The sequence below is a fragment of the Streptomyces sp. SP18BB07 genome, assembly GCF_036322545.1.
GTDB lineage: Bacteria > Actinomycetota > Actinomycetes > Streptomycetales > Streptomycetaceae > Streptomyces > Streptomyces deccanensis.
The window spans coordinates 495183-512633 of the sequence record NZ_JAQYWT010000370.1 but is presented as its reverse complement, the minus strand read 5'-3'; the positions used below and the strand labels follow the sequence as shown (position 1 = coordinate 512633).

Annotated in this window: 15 protein-coding genes; 12 read left to right on the top strand and 3 right to left on the bottom strand. The window is 72.1% G+C overall.

Annotation, left to right across the window (positions count from 1 at the left end; all coding sequences use genetic code 11):
• The first annotated feature begins 126 nt into the window (after nt 1–126).
• The 4 genes from PUR53_RS47730 (at nt 127) to PUR53_RS47715 (ending at nt 3214) form a co-directional block, all read left to right on the top strand.
• The gene (locus tag PUR53_RS47730; protein WP_329899352.1) at nt 127–567 is read left to right on the top strand and encodes an SsgA family sporulation/cell division regulator; all 441 of its coding nucleotides are present in this window, start codon (nt 127–129) and stop codon (nt 565–567) included.
• A gap of 121 nt (nt 568–688) precedes the next feature.
• Complete coding sequence (locus tag PUR53_RS47725) at nt 689–1888, top strand: permease (RefSeq protein ID WP_329912601.1); 1200 nt, start codon at nt 689–691, stop codon at nt 1886–1888.
• Nucleotides 1885–2721: a TIGR03943 family putative permease subunit gene (locus tag PUR53_RS47720; protein WP_329912600.1), complete on the top strand. Its 837-nt coding sequence runs from the start codon at nt 1885–1887 to the stop codon at nt 2719–2721. The genes PUR53_RS47725 and PUR53_RS47720 overlap by 4 nt, the downstream gene beginning before the upstream one ends.
• A gap of 67 nt (nt 2722–2788) precedes the next feature.
• Nucleotides 2789–3214 (top strand): hypothetical protein, encoded by a 426-nt coding sequence (locus PUR53_RS47715; protein WP_329899349.1) that lies wholly within the window; start codon nt 2789–2791, stop codon nt 3212–3214.
• Nucleotides 3215–3248: 34 nt separating this feature from the next.
• Here PUR53_RS47715 and PUR53_RS47710 read toward each other — a convergent pair whose 3' ends face one another.
• Nucleotides 3249–4901, bottom strand: coding sequence for a M4 family metallopeptidase (locus PUR53_RS47710; RefSeq protein ID WP_329912599.1), 1653 nt, complete (start codon nt 4899–4901; stop codon nt 3249–3251).
• 170 nt (nt 4902–5071) lie between these two features.
• Between PUR53_RS47710 and PUR53_RS47705 the strand changes: the two genes are divergently transcribed.
• Nucleotides 5072–5509, top strand: coding sequence for a gamma-glutamylcyclotransferase family protein (locus PUR53_RS47705; protein ID WP_329912598.1), 438 nt, complete (start codon nt 5072–5074; stop codon nt 5507–5509).
• Between the two features lie 142 nt (nt 5510–5651).
• A complete protein-coding gene (locus PUR53_RS47700) occupies nt 5652–6161 on the top strand; it encodes a GAF domain-containing protein (RefSeq protein WP_329912597.1) in 510 nt (169 codons plus the stop codon).
• A 30-nt stretch (nt 6162–6191) separates the two neighbouring features.
• Here PUR53_RS47700 and PUR53_RS47695 read toward each other — a convergent pair whose 3' ends face one another.
• On the bottom strand, nt 6192–8357 hold the full coding sequence (locus PUR53_RS47695) for a molybdopterin oxidoreductase family protein (protein WP_329912596.1): 2166 nt from the start codon (nt 8355–8357) through the stop codon (nt 6192–6194).
• Nucleotides 8358–8720: 363 nt separating this feature from the next.
• Between PUR53_RS47695 and PUR53_RS47690 the strand changes: the two genes are divergently transcribed.
• Nucleotides 8721–9206: a hypothetical protein gene (locus PUR53_RS47690; RefSeq protein ID WP_329912629.1), complete on the top strand. Its 486-nt coding sequence runs from the start codon at nt 8721–8723 to the stop codon at nt 9204–9206.
• On the opposite strand, the gene PUR53_RS47685 is transcribed toward PUR53_RS47690, so the two are convergent.
• Nucleotides 9203–9835, bottom strand: a complete 633-nt coding sequence (locus tag PUR53_RS47685) for a SanA/YdcF family protein (RefSeq protein WP_443080459.1) — start codon at nt 9833–9835, stop codon at nt 9203–9205. The two genes, PUR53_RS47690 and PUR53_RS47685, sit on opposite strands and share 4 nt — an antisense overlap.
• 338 nt (nt 9836–10173) lie before the next feature.
• Between PUR53_RS47685 and PUR53_RS47680 the strand changes: the two genes are divergently transcribed.
• The 5 genes from PUR53_RS47680 (at nt 10174) to PUR53_RS47660 (ending at nt 17430) form a co-directional block, all read left to right on the top strand.
• Complete coding sequence (locus PUR53_RS47680; RefSeq protein ID WP_329899343.1) at nt 10174–11037, top strand: sirohydrochlorin chelatase; 864 nt, start codon at nt 10174–10176, stop codon at nt 11035–11037.
• A gap of 149 nt (nt 11038–11186) precedes the next feature.
• Nucleotides 11187–12512, top strand: coding sequence for a deoxyguanosinetriphosphate triphosphohydrolase (locus tag PUR53_RS47675; protein ID WP_329912594.1), 1326 nt, complete (start codon nt 11187–11189; stop codon nt 12510–12512).
• A gap of 104 nt (nt 12513–12616) precedes the next feature.
• Nucleotides 12617–13882: an NAD(P)/FAD-dependent oxidoreductase gene (locus PUR53_RS47670; protein ID WP_329912593.1), complete on the top strand. Its 1266-nt coding sequence runs from the start codon at nt 12617–12619 to the stop codon at nt 13880–13882.
• A 114-nt stretch (nt 13883–13996) separates the two neighbouring features.
• Nucleotides 13997–15898, top strand: a complete 1902-nt coding sequence (dnaG, locus tag PUR53_RS47665; RefSeq protein ID WP_329899340.1) for a DNA primase — start codon at nt 13997–13999, stop codon at nt 15896–15898.
• 212 nt (nt 15899–16110) lie between these two features.
• Nucleotides 16111–17430 carry an RNA polymerase sigma factor gene (locus tag PUR53_RS47660; protein WP_329899339.1) on the top strand — a complete coding sequence of 440 codons (1320 nt, stop codon included), beginning with the start codon at nt 16111–16113 and terminating at the stop codon, nt 17428–17430.
• Nucleotides 17431–17451: the final 21 nt, after the last annotated feature.

Below are 17451 nucleotides of genomic sequence, written 5' to 3'. Positions count from 1 at the left end.
ACAGGGTGTGACGCCCGAAGAAACATCTGACGAACGCATGAACCCGCAACAACCGAGCATCCGAAGAGCCCGAACCCCGTGAAGAAGCCGAAGCGCCGCCCGAAGCGCCCGAACTGGAGACCGCCCATGCCCACCGCCCGGCCCGCCCGCCCGACGCCTCCCGCCCTCGAACAGACCGCCCGCGCCCGCCTGATCACCCCCGACTACGACGAGATCCCGGTGCGCACCACCCTGCGCTACATCGCCGAGGACCCCTACGCCGTGCACATCGACTTCCCCTCCGGCGCCTCCGCCGACGACGCGGAGGTGACGTGGGCGTTCGCCCGCACCCTCCTCGCGGAGGGCCTGACCGCCCCGGCCGGCATCGGTGACGTACACCTGTGGCCCTGCGGCCCGGCGCACACCGTCGTGGAACTCCACTCGCCGTACGGCATGGCCATGGTCCGTTTCGACACCCCCTCGCTCCGCCGCTTCCTGCACCGCTCGTACGCCGTGGTCGCGCTCGGCGACGAGGACCTGGAACCGGCGCTCGACGACGGCCTCACGTCTCTGCTGGGCGGGGTCTGACGCGTCGGCCCGGAGCGCCCGCTATGTTCGATCCGATCGTCCGGATATTCGGAGTGGACATGCAGAAGGCAGCTGGACCGTCCGGGCGGACAGGGGTGGGGGCAAGACCGTGAGCAAGGCCATGAGCAGGACGTCGAACAACACCGACACCGACACGCCCGAAGCGACCGACGCGCCCGACCCGACCGACGCGCCCGAAGCGCCCGACCCGACCGACGCGCCCCCCGACACGAAGACGCCCCGGAACGCCGCGACCCCTGCTCACGCAGATCACCCCGACCACCTCGGCGAGCCCGACCACCCCGACCACCCCGGCGAGCCCGACCACCCCGACCACCCCGGCGAGCCCGACCACCCCGGCCCCACCTGGCCCCGGCACTGGCCCCTGCTGCTCCTCGGCGCGGCCGTCGTCCCCGGTGTCGTGCTGTTCGCGGTGGGGCGGTGGCTGGAGGACCCGGCGGTTCAGGCGTGGCGGACCGTCTGTCTCTCCATCACCGTGCAGGCGCTGCCGTTCCTGCTGCTCGGAACGGCCCTGTCGGGTGCCATCAACGCCTTCGTCCCGGCAAGGGTGTTCACCCGGGTGCTGCCCAGGAGACCGGCGCTCGCGGTCCCGGTCGCCGGTGCCGCCGGCGTTGTGCTGCCGGGCTGCGAATGCGCCTCGGTGCCGGTCGCGCAGAGCCTGATACGCCGGGGAGTCGACCCGGCCGCCGCCTTCGCGTTCCTCCTCTCCGCCCCGGCCATCAACCCGATCGTCCTCACGGCCACGGCCATCGCCTTTCCCGGCAGCCCCGCGATGGTGCTGGCCCGGCTGCTCGCCTCCCTCGTCACCGCCGCCGCGATGGGCTGGCTGTGGCTCTGGTTGGGGCGCGCGGAGTGGCTCAAGCCGGTCGCGCGGCACACGGGACACCGGCCCGGGCTGAGCCGCTGGAACGAGTTCCGGACCGGCTTCCAGCACGACTTCCTGCACGCGGGCGGCTTCCTCGTCGTGGGCGCGATGGCGGCGGCCACGTTCAATGTGCTCGTCCCGCGCACCGTCCTCGACACCTTCGCCGATTCGCCCTGGCTGTCGGTGCTGTTCCTCGCGGCGCTCGCCATCCTCCTGTCGGTGTGCTCCGAGGCGGACGCCTTCGTCGCCGCCTCCCTCACCGGGTTCTCACCCACCGCGCGGTTGACCTTCATGGTGGTCGGCCCCATGGTCGACCTGAAGCTGATCGCCCTGCAGACGGGCACCTTCGGCCGGGCCTTCGCGGTCCGCTTCTCCACCGCGACGGTCGTCGTCGCGATCCTGTGCAGCGTGCTGATCGGAGCCGTACTCCTGTGAAACGACCCCTCCAGGCGCTCCTGCTCCTCCTCAGCGGCCTCGGCCTCCTGCACGCCACCGTCGTCACCGACCACTACCTGCGCTACGTCAAGCCGGGCATGCACCCCCTGCTCGTGGCCTCGGGCGTGCTGCTGCTCGTGCTGGGCGCGGCGGAGGCATGGTCACTGTGGAGACCGACCGCAGGAGACGAACAGGAAGCCGAGACCGCCACCGACGCCGAGACCGCCACCGAGGCCGCCACCGACGCCGACATCGAAGGTCACGGCCACGACCACGGCCACGACCACTCCACCCCGCCCCGAGTCGCCTGGCTCCTGCTTCTCCCCGCGCTGAGCCTGCTCTTCTACGCCCCGCCGGCGATCGGCGCGTACACCGCCTCCCGGGAGGCGCCCAAAGCGGTGGCGGTCACGGACCAGGACGACTTCGACCCCCTGCCGAAGACCTCACCGCTCCCGATCACCCTCACCGACTTCACCAGCCGGGTGCAGCAGGACCGCGACCGGGCCATCGACGGCCGCACCGTGGAGATGACCGGCTTCGTCACCCCCGACAAGGGAGCGTCCGCCGAGGGCGGCGGTGGGGAGGGGACCACCGGCTGGTACCTGACCCGCGCCATCGTCAGCTGCTGTGCCGCCGACGCCCAGTTCGTGAAGGTACGCGTCCACGGCGCCCCGCCCCCGCCCGCCGACACCTGGGTCACCCTCACCGGCACCTGGCACCCCTCCGGCACCCTCGGCACGCGTTCCGCCGTGGCCGGCCTGGACGCCCACACCGTGAAGAAGGCCCCCCGCCCACCCAACGCCTACGCCGACGCCGTCCCCCTCACCAACTGACCTTCACCGCTGCCCCCTCCGCCCACTCGCGCACTCCCTCGCGCACGCACCCTGGGACTCGCAGACGATGGAAACGATCACGTACAGGCCGGGCCTGCTCCAGTCCGTGCTGCCCGTCGTGCTGGGGTTCCTGGGTGGCACGGCGCTGCTGTGGGCCGCCCTCGCCCTGACCCCCGACCCCATGGGACGCGACACGCTGCGCCAGTGCGTCGTGGGTGCGTTGACCGCCACCGTGGTCGTCGCGGTCCTGCGCCGGGGCGACGGCGTGACCCTGGCCGAGGACGCCCTCGTGGTGCGGGGCCTCCGGCGCCGGCGCATCCCCTGGACCGGCATACGGCACCTGGAGGTCCGTCGCGTCGTCGGCGTACGCCAGATCACCGTCCACACCGCCGACGGCCGCCGCGCCACCCTGCGCACCCCGACGTCGTTCCTGGACAGGGAGTTCGACCGGAAGGTCGAGATCCTCACCCGGTGGTGGCACGCGCGACGCTGAGCCCGCACGGCTCGGCGCCGCGTATGCCTGCCCGTCAGCCCACCGCCACCGCGCTCCACGCCGCCGCCACCGCGTCGTGCTCGGCGCTCCCCGCCCCGTACAGGTCCCGTGCCGCGTTCAGGGTCGCCGTACGCGCCCCGGCGTAGTCCGTGGACGAGGTCATGTAGACGGTCAGGGCCCGGTACCAGATCGCGCCCAGCTTGTCCTTGCCGATGCCGGTCACCGTCGAGCCGTCGCAGGTGGTGCTGGAGTGGCGCACGCCGCCGATGGTCCTGGTGCCGCTGCCCTCCGCGAGGAGATACGCGAAGTGGTTGGCGACGCCCGAGGAGTAGTGGACGTCCAGGTTCCGCACCGCCGTACTCCAGCAGTCCGCCGAGGAGCCGTCCTTGCTGGGCTGGTCCATGAAGCGGAGCGCCGGCCTTCCGAGGCCGGGGCGGACGACCTTCTCGCCGACGAGCCAGTCCCCGGGGTCGGAGGCGTTTTCCGCGGAGAACTCGACGAGCGTGCCGAAGACGTCCGAGGTGGCCTCGTTGAGGCCGCCCGGCTCGCCCGAGTACGTCAGGTCGGCCGTCGCGGAGGTGACACCGTGGGTCATCTCATGACCGGCCACGTCCAGCGACACGAGCGGGCCGAGCAGGTTCCCGTCACCGTCGCCGTACGTCATGCAGAAGCAACTGTCGTCCCAGAAGGCGTTGTTGTAGCCGTTGCCGTAGTGGACCCGGTTGTACGAGCCCCGGCCGTCGCCGGCGATGCCGTTCCGGCCGTGGACTTCCTTGAAGTAGTCCCAGGTGGTGTCGGTGCCGTACTGCGCGTCGACGGCCGCGGTGGCGCGGTCCGTGGCCGTGCCCGTGCCCCAGTGGTTGTCGGCGTCGGTGAGGAGCGTCGCGGGGGCGCGCCGGACGCAGATGCCGAGGAGGCACAGGTCGGTCTGGTTCGCGGCGTCCCCGGTGTACGTGTCGCCGCGGGTGGGATCCTTCAGCTGGTACGTCGACCCGGAGACGGTCGTCTCCAGCGGGACCGTGCCGCCGTAGAGCGACCTGCCGTCGCCCGCAGCGCTCTCCAGCGCGTCCCAGGCGTCGATCTGCCTGCCCGTCGTGGCGTCCGTGACGACGGTGCGGGCGACCGGGTTGCCGGCCTCGTCCTGGGCGAGCGCATCCGTCCGCCAGGCCAGCCGGGGGGTGCCGTGCAGGGCGTCGACGACCAGCCGGGGCTTGGACGTCAGCCCGCGCAGCGTCTCGCCGACGTTCGCGGCGCGCAGCGCGGCGGCGGCGATGTCGGCGGCCCGGGGCGCCTTGACCGTGGGCGTGACGCTGGGGATGTCGAGGGCGCGGGCCGTCGCCCTGTTCGCACTCCGGAACTCGCCGCCGGGGCTGAGATGGACGACGAAGTCGCCGCCGAGGACCGGGAGTTCGCGGTAGGTCCGGTCGTAGCGCACATGCTGAGCGCCGTCCGCGTCCACGATCACGTCCCGTACGGTGGTCTTCTGGGCGGAGCTGAGCCCCAGACTCGCCGCACGGTCCCGCAGGACGTCGGCGGCATGGGCGATCGCGGTGCTCCGGTCAGGTCTGTCGGCGGCTCCGGCGGTCCCCGCGGTGGGGGTGAGCGTCGCCGCCAGCAGCGCGGCGGCCGCGACGGTGGTGCCGGTGGTGGCGAGGTGCGGACGTCGGAGGTGCCGTGCTCGGCGCATCTGTCTCCCAGGGACGAGGGGCGACGGTGGTCGTCGGGCCGACCACGATCTCGTCAGATTTAAGTGGGCATGACAGATGCGGTCCAGGGGCGTCGGTGGGGGGAAGTGTGAGGGGTGAGAATCGTTTCTGCAAAGAGTCCCGATCCCCTCGGAGAGGAGAGGCGAGCGCGGTGCTGCCCTTCTTCGTCTACGGCACCCTCCGCCCCGGCGAGCCCAACCACGACCTCTTCCTGCGCGGCCGCACCGTCGCGGAGGAACCGGCCCGGATGCGCGGCATGGCGCTCTACGACGGCCCCGGGTACCCGTACGCGGTGGAGAGCCTCGGCGACGGTGCCGGAGAAGGGCGCGGGGGAGCGGTCGAGGTGAGCGGCGAGATCGTCACGGCCGCTCCCGAGGACTACGCCGAACTCCTGCGCACCCTGGACCGGTTGGAGGAGTACGCCCCGGGCGACCCGGCGAACCTCTACGAGCGGGTGGAACGCCCCGCCACCCTCGCCGACGGCACCGCCGTACGGGCCTGGGTCTACGTCGCCGCCCCGACCGTCGCGGCCGGACTGCGGGCCAGGGGCAAGCTGATCGAGAGCGGTGACTGGCGCCTGCGGGGCTGAACGCCGGTGGCCGGACGGGCGCCGACACAGGATCCACGCCGACACAGGATCCACGTATCCGACGCGTGAATGTTCAAGTGAGTGGGGTAACGATGCTGATCACGACAGCGGCACCTGAGCCGCGAGCACGAGGAGCCCCCACATGCACGAGACAGCCCCGAACGAGACCGTCCTGAACCAGACAGCCCCGCGCGAAACAGCCCTGAGCGAGACCGTCCTGAAGAACGCCCGCCCCGAAGTGGAGGCGTGGCTCGCCGAGTTCGTCGAGCGCAACGGCGGCTTCGCCGGCTCCGTCCACCTCTCCGAGCCCGCCGAGGAGGGCGAGATAGCCCTCGTCGCCGCGTACAACCTGCCGGTCTCGGTGCGCAACGGCACCGCCGTGATCCCGATCGGCAAGGGCATGGCCGGGACGGCCGCGCAGCGCCGTGAGCCCGTCGCCGTCCCCGACTTCCAGACCGACACGACCGGCGTCGCCGTCCGCGCGGGCCGCGCCGCCGGCTCCCTGGGCTCCCTCACCCTCCCCGTCTTCGACCCGGCGGACGAGACCCTCGTCGCCGTCGTCGGTCTGGGTTTCACGGAACGCCGTGACTTCACCCCCGAGGAGACGGCGAAGTACGCCGAGGACGCGGCCACGGTGCGCATGACCCTCTGAGCCCACTCCGCCCCGGCCTGCCCCGTTGTTCTAACTCCCCACCGCCTCCACCCGCACCGCGCACGTCTTGAACTCCGGCATGCGGGAGGTGGGGTCGAGGGCGGGGTTGGTGAGGGTGTTGGCGCGGCCCTCGCCCGGCCAGTGGAACGGCATGAAGACCGTGTCGGGGCGGATGGCGGTCGTGATGCGGGCCGGGGCGACGGCCCGGCCCCGGCGGGAGACCACGGCCACCGGGTCGCCCTCCGCCGCGCCGAGCCGCTCGGCCAGCCGGGGGTGCAGTTCCACGAACGGCCCCGGCGCTGCGGCGTTCAACTCGTCGACCCGCCGGGTCTGGGCGCCCGACTGGTACTGGGAGACCACCCGCCCGGTGGTGAGCAGCACCGGGTACTCGGCGTCCGGTTCCTCGGCCGCGGCCCGGTGCGAGACGGGCACGAACCGGGCCCGGCCGTCCTCCGTGGCGAACCGGTCGAGGAAGAGCCGCGGCGTCCCGGGGTGCACCTCGGCGGACGACGGAACGGAAGTCCCCTCGGCACCCGCGGCCGTGCGCGCTCCGGCGGACGACGCGTCCCCCGCCTCCGTCGTCGGCGTGGGGCAGGGCCAGAACACCCCGTTCTCCTCGGCCAGTCGCCGGTAGGTGATGCCCGAGTAGTCGGCGGGCCCGCCCGCGCTCGCCCGGCGCAGCTCCTCGAAGACCTCCTCCGCGTCGGTCGGGAAGCCCTTCTCGACGCCCAGCCGGTCGGCCAGCTCGTGCATGATCTCCAGGTCGCTGCGGACCCCGTCGGGAGGTGTGATCGCGCGCCGCCGCAGCAGCACCCGGCCCTCCAGGTTGGTCATCGTGCCGGTCTCCTCCGCCCACTGCGTCACCGGCAGGACGACGTCCGCGAGGGCCGCCGTCTCCGACAGCACGACATCGCACACCGCGAGGAAGTCCAGCGACTTGATCCGGTCCTCGATGTGCGCGGCACGCGGCGCCGACACCACCGGGTTGGAGGCCATCAGCAGCAGGGACTTGATGTCGGTGCCGAGCGCGTCGAGCAACTCGTACGCACTGCGGCCCGGCCCGGGAAGGCTGTCCGGGTCGACGCCCCAGACCTCGGCGACATGCCGCCGCGCCTCGGGGTCGACCAGCTTGCGGTAGCCGGGCAGTTGGTCGGCCTTCTGGCCGTGCTCGCGCCCGCCCTGCCCGTTGCCCTGCCCGGTGAGACACCCGTACCCGGACAGCGGTCGTCCGGCGCGGCCCGTCGCCAGCGTGAGGTTGATCCACGCGCCGACGGTGTCCGTGCCCTTGGACTGCTGCTCGGGCCCGCGCGCCGTGAGCACCATCGCGTGCTCGGGCTCGCAGAACAGCCGTACCGCCTCGCGGAGTTCGGGAACGGACACCCCCGTAATCCGTTCCACGTACTCCGGCCAGTGCGCCATGGCCGCCGCCCGCGCCTCCTCCCATCCACTGGTCCGCTCGCGGATGTACTCCTCGTCCACCCGCCCCTCGGCCACGATCAGATGCAGCAGACCGAGGGCGAGGGCGAGGTCGGTGCCGGGCCGCGGGGACAGGTGCAGGTCGGCCTGTTCGGCCGTACGGGTGCGGCGCGGATCGATGACGATCAGCGTGCCGCCGTTCTCCTTCAGCTCGGTGAGGTAGCGCAGCGCCGGCGGCATGGTCTCCGCGAGGTTGGACCCGACGAGGATCACGCATCCTGTCCTCGGGATGTCCTCCAGCGGGAACGGCAGCCCCCGGTCCAGCCCGAACGCCTTGATTCCGGCGGCGGCCGCCGAGGACATGCAGAAGCGGCCGTTGTAGTCGATCTGCGAGGTGCCGAGGACGATCCGCGCGAACTTGCCGAGCAGATACGCCTTCTCGTTGGTCAGCCCGCCGCCGCCGAACACTCCGCACGCGTCCGGGCCATGTTCCGTCCGCGTGCGGGTGAGCCCCTCGGCGACCCGGTCGAGTGCCTCGTCCCAGGAGGCGGGTTCCAGGTTGCCCGCCCTTCTGACCAAGGGACTGGTCAGCCTGACCCGGGACGAGAGCACCGCCGGCGCCGTACGGCCCTTGCCGCACAGCGCTCCCCGGTTCACCGGGAAGTCCGCGCGCTCCGTGACCACTACGACCCCTTCGGTCCCGTCCGCACCGGGCGTCAGGTTCATCCCGCACTGCAGGGCGCAGTACGGGCAGTGGGTGGGCGTCGCGGAGTTCGGCATACCGTCCAGCGTGCGTCGCACGTGTTACGCGCCGGGGCGCCCCTCGTTACACGACCGGCACGGGGACCTCCCGGCGGCATCGGCCCCGGCGTGAGGAAGCGTGCCGCGGGATGCCGCGGAGGCGGGCTGCGGGATGCCGCGGAGGCGTGCCGTCGGATGTCGAGGAGCGTGCCGCTGGATGTCGCGATTCTGTCACCGTATGCGGTCGCGCCAGCGCTTTCCGTCCACGCGTTCGGGTCCCGCGTGCTAAGAACTACGGGCGCCACAGACACGGGGGTCGTGCCGCGGGCCCCGTGTGGCGTACGACCTGTCACCCGGCCCGCACGCGGGCCGTAGGGGGAAGAGGACCATCACGTGAACCGTATGCGCACCACCGCCGCCGTCCTGGGTGCCGTCGGCGCCCTGACCGCCACTCAGCTGGGCCTCGCCGGAGCCGCCTCCGCCGCGCCGCAGGCCGCCGGCTGCCCGATCGAGCTCGTCTCGCCGGGCGGCTTCACCCTGGACTCGAAGAACCGGGTGAAGGGCGGCCTCTACTTCGCTCTCAAGAACAAGAGCAAGACCGCGAGCTTCAAGGACGTCAGCCTGACCGTCAGCAAGCCCGTCAACCTGACCTTCACCTACGCCACCGCCACCAAGGGCAGCAAGATCACCAAGCGGACCTCGAAGGTCGCCACCGTCCACACCAAGACCCTGAAGAAGAAGGGCACCACCGGTCTGCGCATCAGCGCCTACATGACCAACCGCAAGAAGCCCTACGAGGTCCGCTTCACCGTCCACGGCAAGACCGCCGCAGGCAAGAAGTGGGGCTGCGCCGTGGACCAGGGCTGGTGGGGCACCATCAAGCACTAAGGCGCTTCCGCGGGGGTTCGCCCCGCCGACGCGAGTGCCTTCTCGACCCCCGTTTCCTCCGGTCCGAGGAAGCGGGGGTCCGGCTCGAACAGGGCGTCCAGGGAGGCCTTGCCCGCCGCGAACAGCTCCCGGGTGGCCCCGTAGTACCAGGTCGCGTCGTGCCGGTCCTGCACACCGACGCCGTACGACTCGACGCCCGCCTCCTCGCACAGCGCGACCGCCCGGCGTATGTGGAAGCCCTGGCTGATGAGGACCGCCCGGTCCACGCCGAAGATCTTCTTGGCGCGGACACAGGAGTCCCAGGTGTCGAACCCGGCGTAGTCGCTGACGATCCGGTCGTCGGGCACGCCGTGCTCGGTGAGGTACCCGCGCATCGCGTCCGGCTCGTCGTACTCCACGCGGCTGTTGTCGCCGGTGACCAGGACCACCTTGATCCGGCCCGACCGGTACAGCTCGGCCGCCGCGTCCAGCCGGCGCGCGAGATACGGCGACGGCTCGCCCTGCCACAGCCCGGCGCCGAACACCACCGCGACCTCCGTGCGCGGCGCGTCAGCCGTGGTCCGCAGCCGGTCACCCGCCGCCGTGAACATCCAGGTCGACGGCAGCAGCGCCAGCACGCACAGCAGCATCACCACCTGCACGGCCCGCCGCCGCCCCGCCCGCGTACGCGGCAGCCGAACGGCGCGCACGACCCGCCCGATACGCCTCACTGCGCCCCCGTCCCGCCGGACCCGCTCATGTGTCCTGCGTGTTTCCGGCGGACCCGTCCGTGCCCGCTCTCCCGCCCAACGAAGACGTCATCCGTGGAGATCCGGTTCACCGCCCGGCGTGACAAGCTTCACTCGAACGAGTCGAAACGCCAGGTCACGGAGGTTCACACACCCGTACCGCGCACGGTGAAGCGCTGGAAAACACCCGTCACCACGCGCGCAACGGGAAGGCAACGTCCTCCCGGCACCATCGGTGCATGACGGCGACGACGAGCAAGTCGAACGCGGACCTCGACAGTACGGCGCACATCATGAACCTGATCACTGACCAGCTGGCCACCCAGCTCAGCCTCGTCTCCCGCGACGGAACCCGGCGCCCCGCCTCACCGGCGCTCGTCCTGGTCGCGCACGGCAGCCGCGACCCACGCGCCCTGGCGACCGTACGCACCCTCATGGAGCGCGTCCGCGAGCAGCGTCCCGGCCTCGCCGTGCACCTCGGCCACATCGAGCTGAACGAACCGCTGCTCCCCGACACCCTCGCCGCGCTCGGCGACCGGGAAGCGGTGCTCGTCCCCCTCCTCCTCAGCCGCGGCTACCACGTCAAGCAGGACATCCCCGAGATGGCCGCGGCCGCCGAGGCCCGCACCCGTCTGGCCGCGCCGCTCGGCCCGCACCCCCTCCTCGTCGAGACCCTGCACGCCCGCCTCGTCGAGGCCGGCTGGCGCACCCGGATGAGCGAGGCGCGCCGCCGCACGAGCGCCGTGGTGCTGGCCGCCGCGGGCTCTCGCGACCCCGAGGCCGCCGAGGACACCGGCCGCACGGCCCGCCTCCTCGCCGACCGCCTGGGCGTCCCGGTCGTCCCCGCCTACGCCTCGGCCGCCGCCCCCACGGTCCCCGAAGCCGTCCGCACCCTCACCGCCCAGGGCCGCACCCGCATAGCCCTCGCCTCCTACTTCACGGCCCCCGGCCGCTTCGCCAGGGAGTGCGCGGAAGCGGCCCCGGGCATCACCGCGGCCCCCCTGGGAGCCCACCCCTCGATGGCGAGCCTGATCCTGCACCGCTACGACGAGTCCCTGACCGCCCCCGGAACGACAACGGAACGAGCCCTGGCAGTGGCATAGGGGCCCTGTGACTTCCGGCCCGCAGCAGCGCCCCTCCAGGGGCGCGGGGAACTGCGCGACCAGCCACGACGCACCCGCACCCGCCGAACAACAGAACCCGGCAGACGAGTAGGCACCCATTTGTCACCCCCTCCCCGTACTGTCGAATCATGGAAGGCACCGCACCCCCCACCCACGACACCCCGCCCACCCACGACACCCAGGCCGCCTACCCCCCGCCCTCCGCGGAGCGCTACGCCCCGGAGCCCGACAAACGCCCCGGCCGCACCGCCTTCCAACGCGACCGCGCCCGCGTACTGCACTCCGCGGCCCTGCGCAGACTCGCCGGCAAGACCCAGGTCGTCACCCCCGGCACCCGCAGCCAGGTCTGGGACGCCAGCCCCCGCACCCGCCTCACCCACTCCCTGGAGTGCGCCCAGGTGGGCCGCGAGCTGGGCGCCGCCCTCGGTTGCGACCCCGACCTCGTGGAGGCGGCCTGCCTCTCGCACGACCTCGGCCACCCCCCATTCGGCCACAACGGCGAACAGGCACTCAACGAATTCGCCGAGGACTGCGGCGGTTTCGAGGGCAACGCCCAGTCCTTGCGCCTCCTGACCCGCATCGAGCCCAAGCGCTTCGTGCGCTCCCCGGAGTCGGGCGACCTCGTCAGCGTCGGCCTCAACCTCACCCGCGCCGCCCTGGACGCCGCCACCAAGTACCCCTGGCCGCGCGGCAGTCACCCCACCGACCCCGCGTCGTCCAAGTTCGGCGTGTACGACGACGACCGGCCCGTCTTCGACTGGGTCCGCAAGGACGCCCCCGGCACCAGCACGACCTTCGAGGCCCAGGTCATGGACTGGTCCGACGACGTGGCGTACTCCGTGCACGACGTCGAGGACGGCCTGCACGCGGGCCACATCGACCCCAACTGCCTGCACGCGGACCCCGAACGCCAGGCGGTGTTCGAGGTGGCCCGCGGCCGCTACGTCCCCGCGGACACCGACCCGGCCGAACTCGCCGCCGCTCTCGACCGCCTCCTCGACCAGGAGTGGTGGCCCCACGGCTACGACGGAACGGCGGTCGCCCAGGCCCGGTTGAAGGACGCCACCAGCCAGCTCATCGGTCGCTTCTGCCTCGCCGCCGAGGCCGCCACCCGTCAGGCGTACGGCAGCGGCCCCCTCACCCGGTACGCCGCCGAACTGGTCGTCCCGCGCGAGGCGCGGCTGGAGTGCGCCGTGCTGAAGGCCGTCGCCGACCGCTATGTGATGCAGCGGGCCGAGCAGGAGCGGCTCCGCGCCGACCAGCGGATCGTCGTCGCCGAGCTGGCCGAGGCGCTCACCGCCCGCGCACCCGAGGGACTCGAACCCCAGTTCCGTGCGCTGTTCGACGCGGCCTCGGACGACCGCGCCCGCAAGCGGGTGATCGTCGACCAGATCGCTTCCCTGACCGACACCTCCGCCCGCGCGCTGCACGCGAGGCTGACGGGTCGGATGTGACAAAAACGTGACCCTCCGTGGCCTGATCGGGTCACTACCTCTTCCCGCATCACGCTCCGTGCGGGACGCTCGCATGTGGACGCACCCTTAAGAGGAGGCATCAAGTGGTCGACGCGGATCAGACATTCGTCATCGTCGGAGGCGGTCTCGCCGGCGCGAAGGCGGCCGAGACGCTCCGAGCGGAGGGCTTCACCGGCCGCGTGATACTGATCTGCGACGAACGCGACCACCCCTACGAGCGTCCGCCGCTCTCCAAGGGCTACCTGCTCGGCAAGGAGGAGCGCGACAGCGTCTTCGTCCACGAGCCGTCCTGGTACGCGCGCCACGACATCGAGCTCCACCTCGGCCAGACCGTCGACGCGATCGACCGCACGGCCAGGACCGTCCGCTTCGGCGACGACGGCACCCTCGTCCACTACGACAAACTGCTGCTCGCGACCGGCGCCGAGCCCCGCCGTCTGGACATCCCGGGCACCGATCTCGCGGGCGTCCACCATCTGCGCCGCCTCGCCCACGCCGAGCGCCTGAAGGGCGTCCTCGCCGCCCTCGGCCGGGACAACGGCCACCTGGTCATCGCCGGCGCCGGCTGGATCGGCCTGGAAGTGGCGGCGGCGGCCCGCGAGTACGGCGCGGAGGTCACCGTCGTCGAGCCGGAACCGACGCCGCTGCACGGCGTCCTCGGCCCCGAGCTCGGCAACCTCTTCGCCGAACTGCACCGCGAGCACGGCGTCCGCTTCCACTTCGGGGCGAGGCTCACGGAGATCGTCGGCCAGGACGGGATGGTCCTCGCGGCCCGCACGGACACGGGGGAGGAGCACCCGGCGCACGACGTCCTCGCGGCCATCGGAGCCGCCCCGCGCATCGGCCTCGCGGAGGCCGCCGGGCTGGAGATCGCCGACCGCGCCCACGGCGGGGGCATCGTGGTGGACGCGGGGCTGCGCACGTCCGATCCCTCCATCTACGCGGCCGGTGACGTCGTGTCCTTCCCGCACACCCTGTTCGACACCCGGCTCCGCGTCGAGCACTGGGCCAACGCGCTCAACGGCGGCCCCGCCGCCGCCCGCTCCATGCTCGGGCGGGACATCACGTACGACCGGGTTCCGTACTTCTTCTCCGACCAGTACGACCTGGGGATGGAGTACTCGGGCTGGGCGCCGCCCGGGTCGTACGACCAGGTGGTGATCCGGGGGGACGCGGGGAAGCGGGAGTTCATCGCGTTCTGGGTGAAGGAGGGGCGGGTGCTGGCCGGGATGAACGTGAACGTGTGGGATGTCACTGAGCCGATCCAGAAACTGATCCGCTCCCGGGCGCGGGTGGACGTGGACGCGCTCTCGAATCCCCAGGTGCCGTTGGAGAGTCTGACCGCCTAGGGGGCTGCCGGGTTCGGTGGCGGGGCGACTGCGGGCCGTCGTGGGCTGGTCGCGCGGTTCCCCGCGCCCCTTCCGCAGCACAGCCATGTCAGTGGGTCACCGTAGAATCTCCGCGTGGCAGGACGGATCAACGACGAGGACGTGAAGGCGGTACGGGACGCGGTCCCGATCGACGCCGTGGTGTCCGAGTACCTCCAGCTGCGCAACGCGGGCGGCGGCAACCTCAAGGGCCTCTGCCCGTTCCATGACGAGAAGTCGCCGTCCTTCCAGGTCAGCCCGAGCAAGGGGCTCTTCCACTGCTTCGGCTGCCAGGAGGGCGGCGACACCATCACGTTCGTGATGAAGGTCGACCACCTGTCCTTCTCGGAGGCCGTCGAGCGCCTCGCCGGCCAGGCCGGCATCACCCTGCGGTACGAGGAGGGCGGATACAACCCCTCCCACCAGCGCGGCGAGCGGATCCGCCTGGTCGAGGCGCACAAGATCGCCGCCGAGTGGTACGCGGAACAGCTCGCCACCAGCCCCGAGGCCGACACGGGCCGGATCTTCCTCGCCGAGCGCGGCTTCGACCAGGCCGCCGCCGTCCACTTCGGCGTCGGCTACAGCCCCCAGGGCTGGGACCACCTCACCCGCTTCCTGCGCGGCAAGGGCTTCACCGACAAGGAACTGCTGCTGTCCGGCCTCTCCCAGGAGGGCCGCCGGGGTCCGATCGACCGCTTCCGGGGCCGCCTGATGTGGCCCATCCGTGACATCGGCGGGGACGTGGTCGGCTTCGGCGCCCGCAAGCTCTACGAGGCGGACAACGGCCCGAAGTACCTCAACACCCCCGACACACCGATCTACCGCAAGTCCCAGGTCCTGTACGGCATCGACCTCGCCAAGAAGGACATCGCCAAGGCCAGCCGGGCCGTCGTGGTCGAGGGCTACACCGACGTCATGGCCTGCCACCTCGCCGGCGTCACCACCGCCATCGCCACCTGCGGCACGGCCTTCGGCGGCGAGCACATCAAGATCCTCCGCCGGCTCCTGATGGACAACGGCAGCGCACGCGTGATCTTCACCTTCGACGGCGACGCGGCCGGCCAGAAGGCGGCCCTGCGCGCCTTCGAGGACGACCAGAAGTTCGCCGCCGAGACGTACATCGCGATCGCCCCCGACGGCATGGACCCCTGCGAACTGCGCCTGGCCAAGGGCGACGAGGCCGTCGCCGAACTCGCCGAACCCCGCACCCCGCTCTTCGAGTTCGCCCTCCGCCAGATCGTCGCCCGCTACGACCTGGAGACCCCCGCCGGCCGCGCCGCCGCCCTCGACGAGGCCGCGCCGATCGTGGCCCGCATCAAGAACAGCGGCGCCCAGCACGAGGTCGCCGTGCAACTCGCCGGCATGCTCGGCATCCTCGACACCCAGTTCGTCGTCAAGCGCGTCGCCCAGCTGGCCCGCTGGGCGCGCGAGCGCGGCGGCCAGGGCCCCGCCCCGGCCGCTCAGCGCGGGGCGGGGCCCTACGAGCCCACCGCCCGGCCCCCGTCCGGCCCGGCCCTCACCCTGCGCAACCCGGTCTTCGCCACCGAACGCGAACTCCTCAAACTCGCCCTGCAACGCCCCGAGTTGGTCGCCCCCGCGTTCGACGCGTACGGCGTCGACGAGTTCACCGCCGCCCCGTACGCGGCCGTCCGTGAGGCGATCATCGAGGCGGGCGGCGTGGAGTACGGCGCCGAGGACCCGCAGGAGTACCTGGTCCGCGTCCGCGAGGCGGCACCGGACGACACCGTGCGGGCCATGGTGACCGAGCTGGCGGTCGAGGCGATCATGCGCAAGACGGTCGACGACGTCTACGCGGGCGCACAACTGGTCACCGTGCGCCGCCGGGCCGTCGAACGCCGGGTGCGCGACGTCCAGGGCAGCCTGGCGAGGGCGGCCGCCCAGGGCGACCCCGCCCAGCTGGCCGCCGTACAGAACGAGTTGTGGGTCCTCCAGCAGTACGACCAGGCGTTGCGGGAGCGGGGCGCGGAAGCGCTCTGAACCGCGGCGGTTCGCGCCCCCGGCCGCGCACGTCCCCGGAGCACATGCCAATCCGCGCCGGAGCCACCCCGGTCGGTACGCCCTTCAAGCTGTTTGCGACCCGGCCAGCAGCGCACTCGTGGAACAGGTAACCGTGAGGTCACGGGCCGGACGCAAAAAGTCACCGCACGCCCCTCGTGGCGGCTGTGTGTCGTACTCCACACTGGGTTCCGGTGCCTGAGTCCTCGGAGCGCGGCCGACCCGTCCCCCACGGGTCCGAGATCCCCGCGGTTCCGCTCGATGAGTACGGGATGGACGGCGGAGAAGCCGCCCGCGCCATCCCAGACGTACCGCTGCCGTACGCCCTGGCAGCGACATTCCTGGAGGTCGCCCCCGTGCAGACCCAGACCCTCATACAGAACGACACCAGTACGGCCATCGGTACCGACGGCTCGGAGCCGGCCGCGGAGACCGATGTCATCACCGCGGTGCCCGCCCAGAGCCGCGCCGCGCACCACCCCGAGGCGGCCCCGGACGGCCCGCCCGACCTGGACGAACCGCCTGCCGCGGCGGTCGAGGCCCTGGAGACGGCCGAGCCTCCCGAGCCCGTGGAGCTGCCACGCGCCCGCCCGGACACCAGCGGACCCTCCTCCGACCTCTTCCGCCAGTACCTGCGTGAGATCGGCCGTATCCCGCTCCTGACGGCCGCGGAGGAAGTGGAGCTGGCCCGCCGCGTCGAGGCCGGCCTCTTCGCCGAGGAGCGGCTCGGCCACGCCCGCGACCTCGACACCCAGCTCGCCCTCGACCTCGACAAGCTGGTCGTCATGGGCCGCATGGCCAAACGCCGCCTGATCGAGGCGAACCTGCGGCTCGTCGTCTCCGTGGCGAAGCGTTACGTCGGCCGCGGCCTGACCATGCTGGACCTGGTCCAGGAAGGAAACCTGGGCCTCATCAGGGCCGTCGAGAAGTTCGACTACGCGCGCGGCTACAAGTTCTCGACCTACGCCACCTGGTGGATCCGCCAGGCCATGTCCCGAGCCCTGGCCGACCAGGCCCGCACCATCCGGGTCCCGGTCCACGTGGTCGAGTTGATCAACCGGGTCGTCCGCGTCCAACGCCGCATGCTCCAGGAGCGGGGCTACGAGCCCACGCCCGAGGAGGTCGCCGCCCACCTCGACCTGGCGCCCGAGCGCGTCAGCGAGGTCCTCCGTCTCGCCCAGGAACCGGTCTCGCTCCACGCACCGGTCGGCGAGGAGGACGACGTGGCCCTCGGCGACCTCATCGAGGACGGCGACGCGGCGAGCCCCGTGGAGTCGGCCGCGTTCCTGCTGCTCAGGGAGCATCTGGAGGCGGTCCTCTCCACCCTGGGCGAGCGGGAACGCAAGGTGGTCCAACTCCGCTACGGCCTCGCGGACGGCCGCCCCCGCACGCTGGAGGAGATCGGCCGCATCTTCGGCGTGACCCGGGAGCGCATAAGGCAGATCGAGTCCAAGACTTTGAACAAGCTCAGGGACCACGCCTTCGCGGACCAGCTGCGGGGTTACTTGGACTGAGGGGGTGCGCTGTCGGGCGCG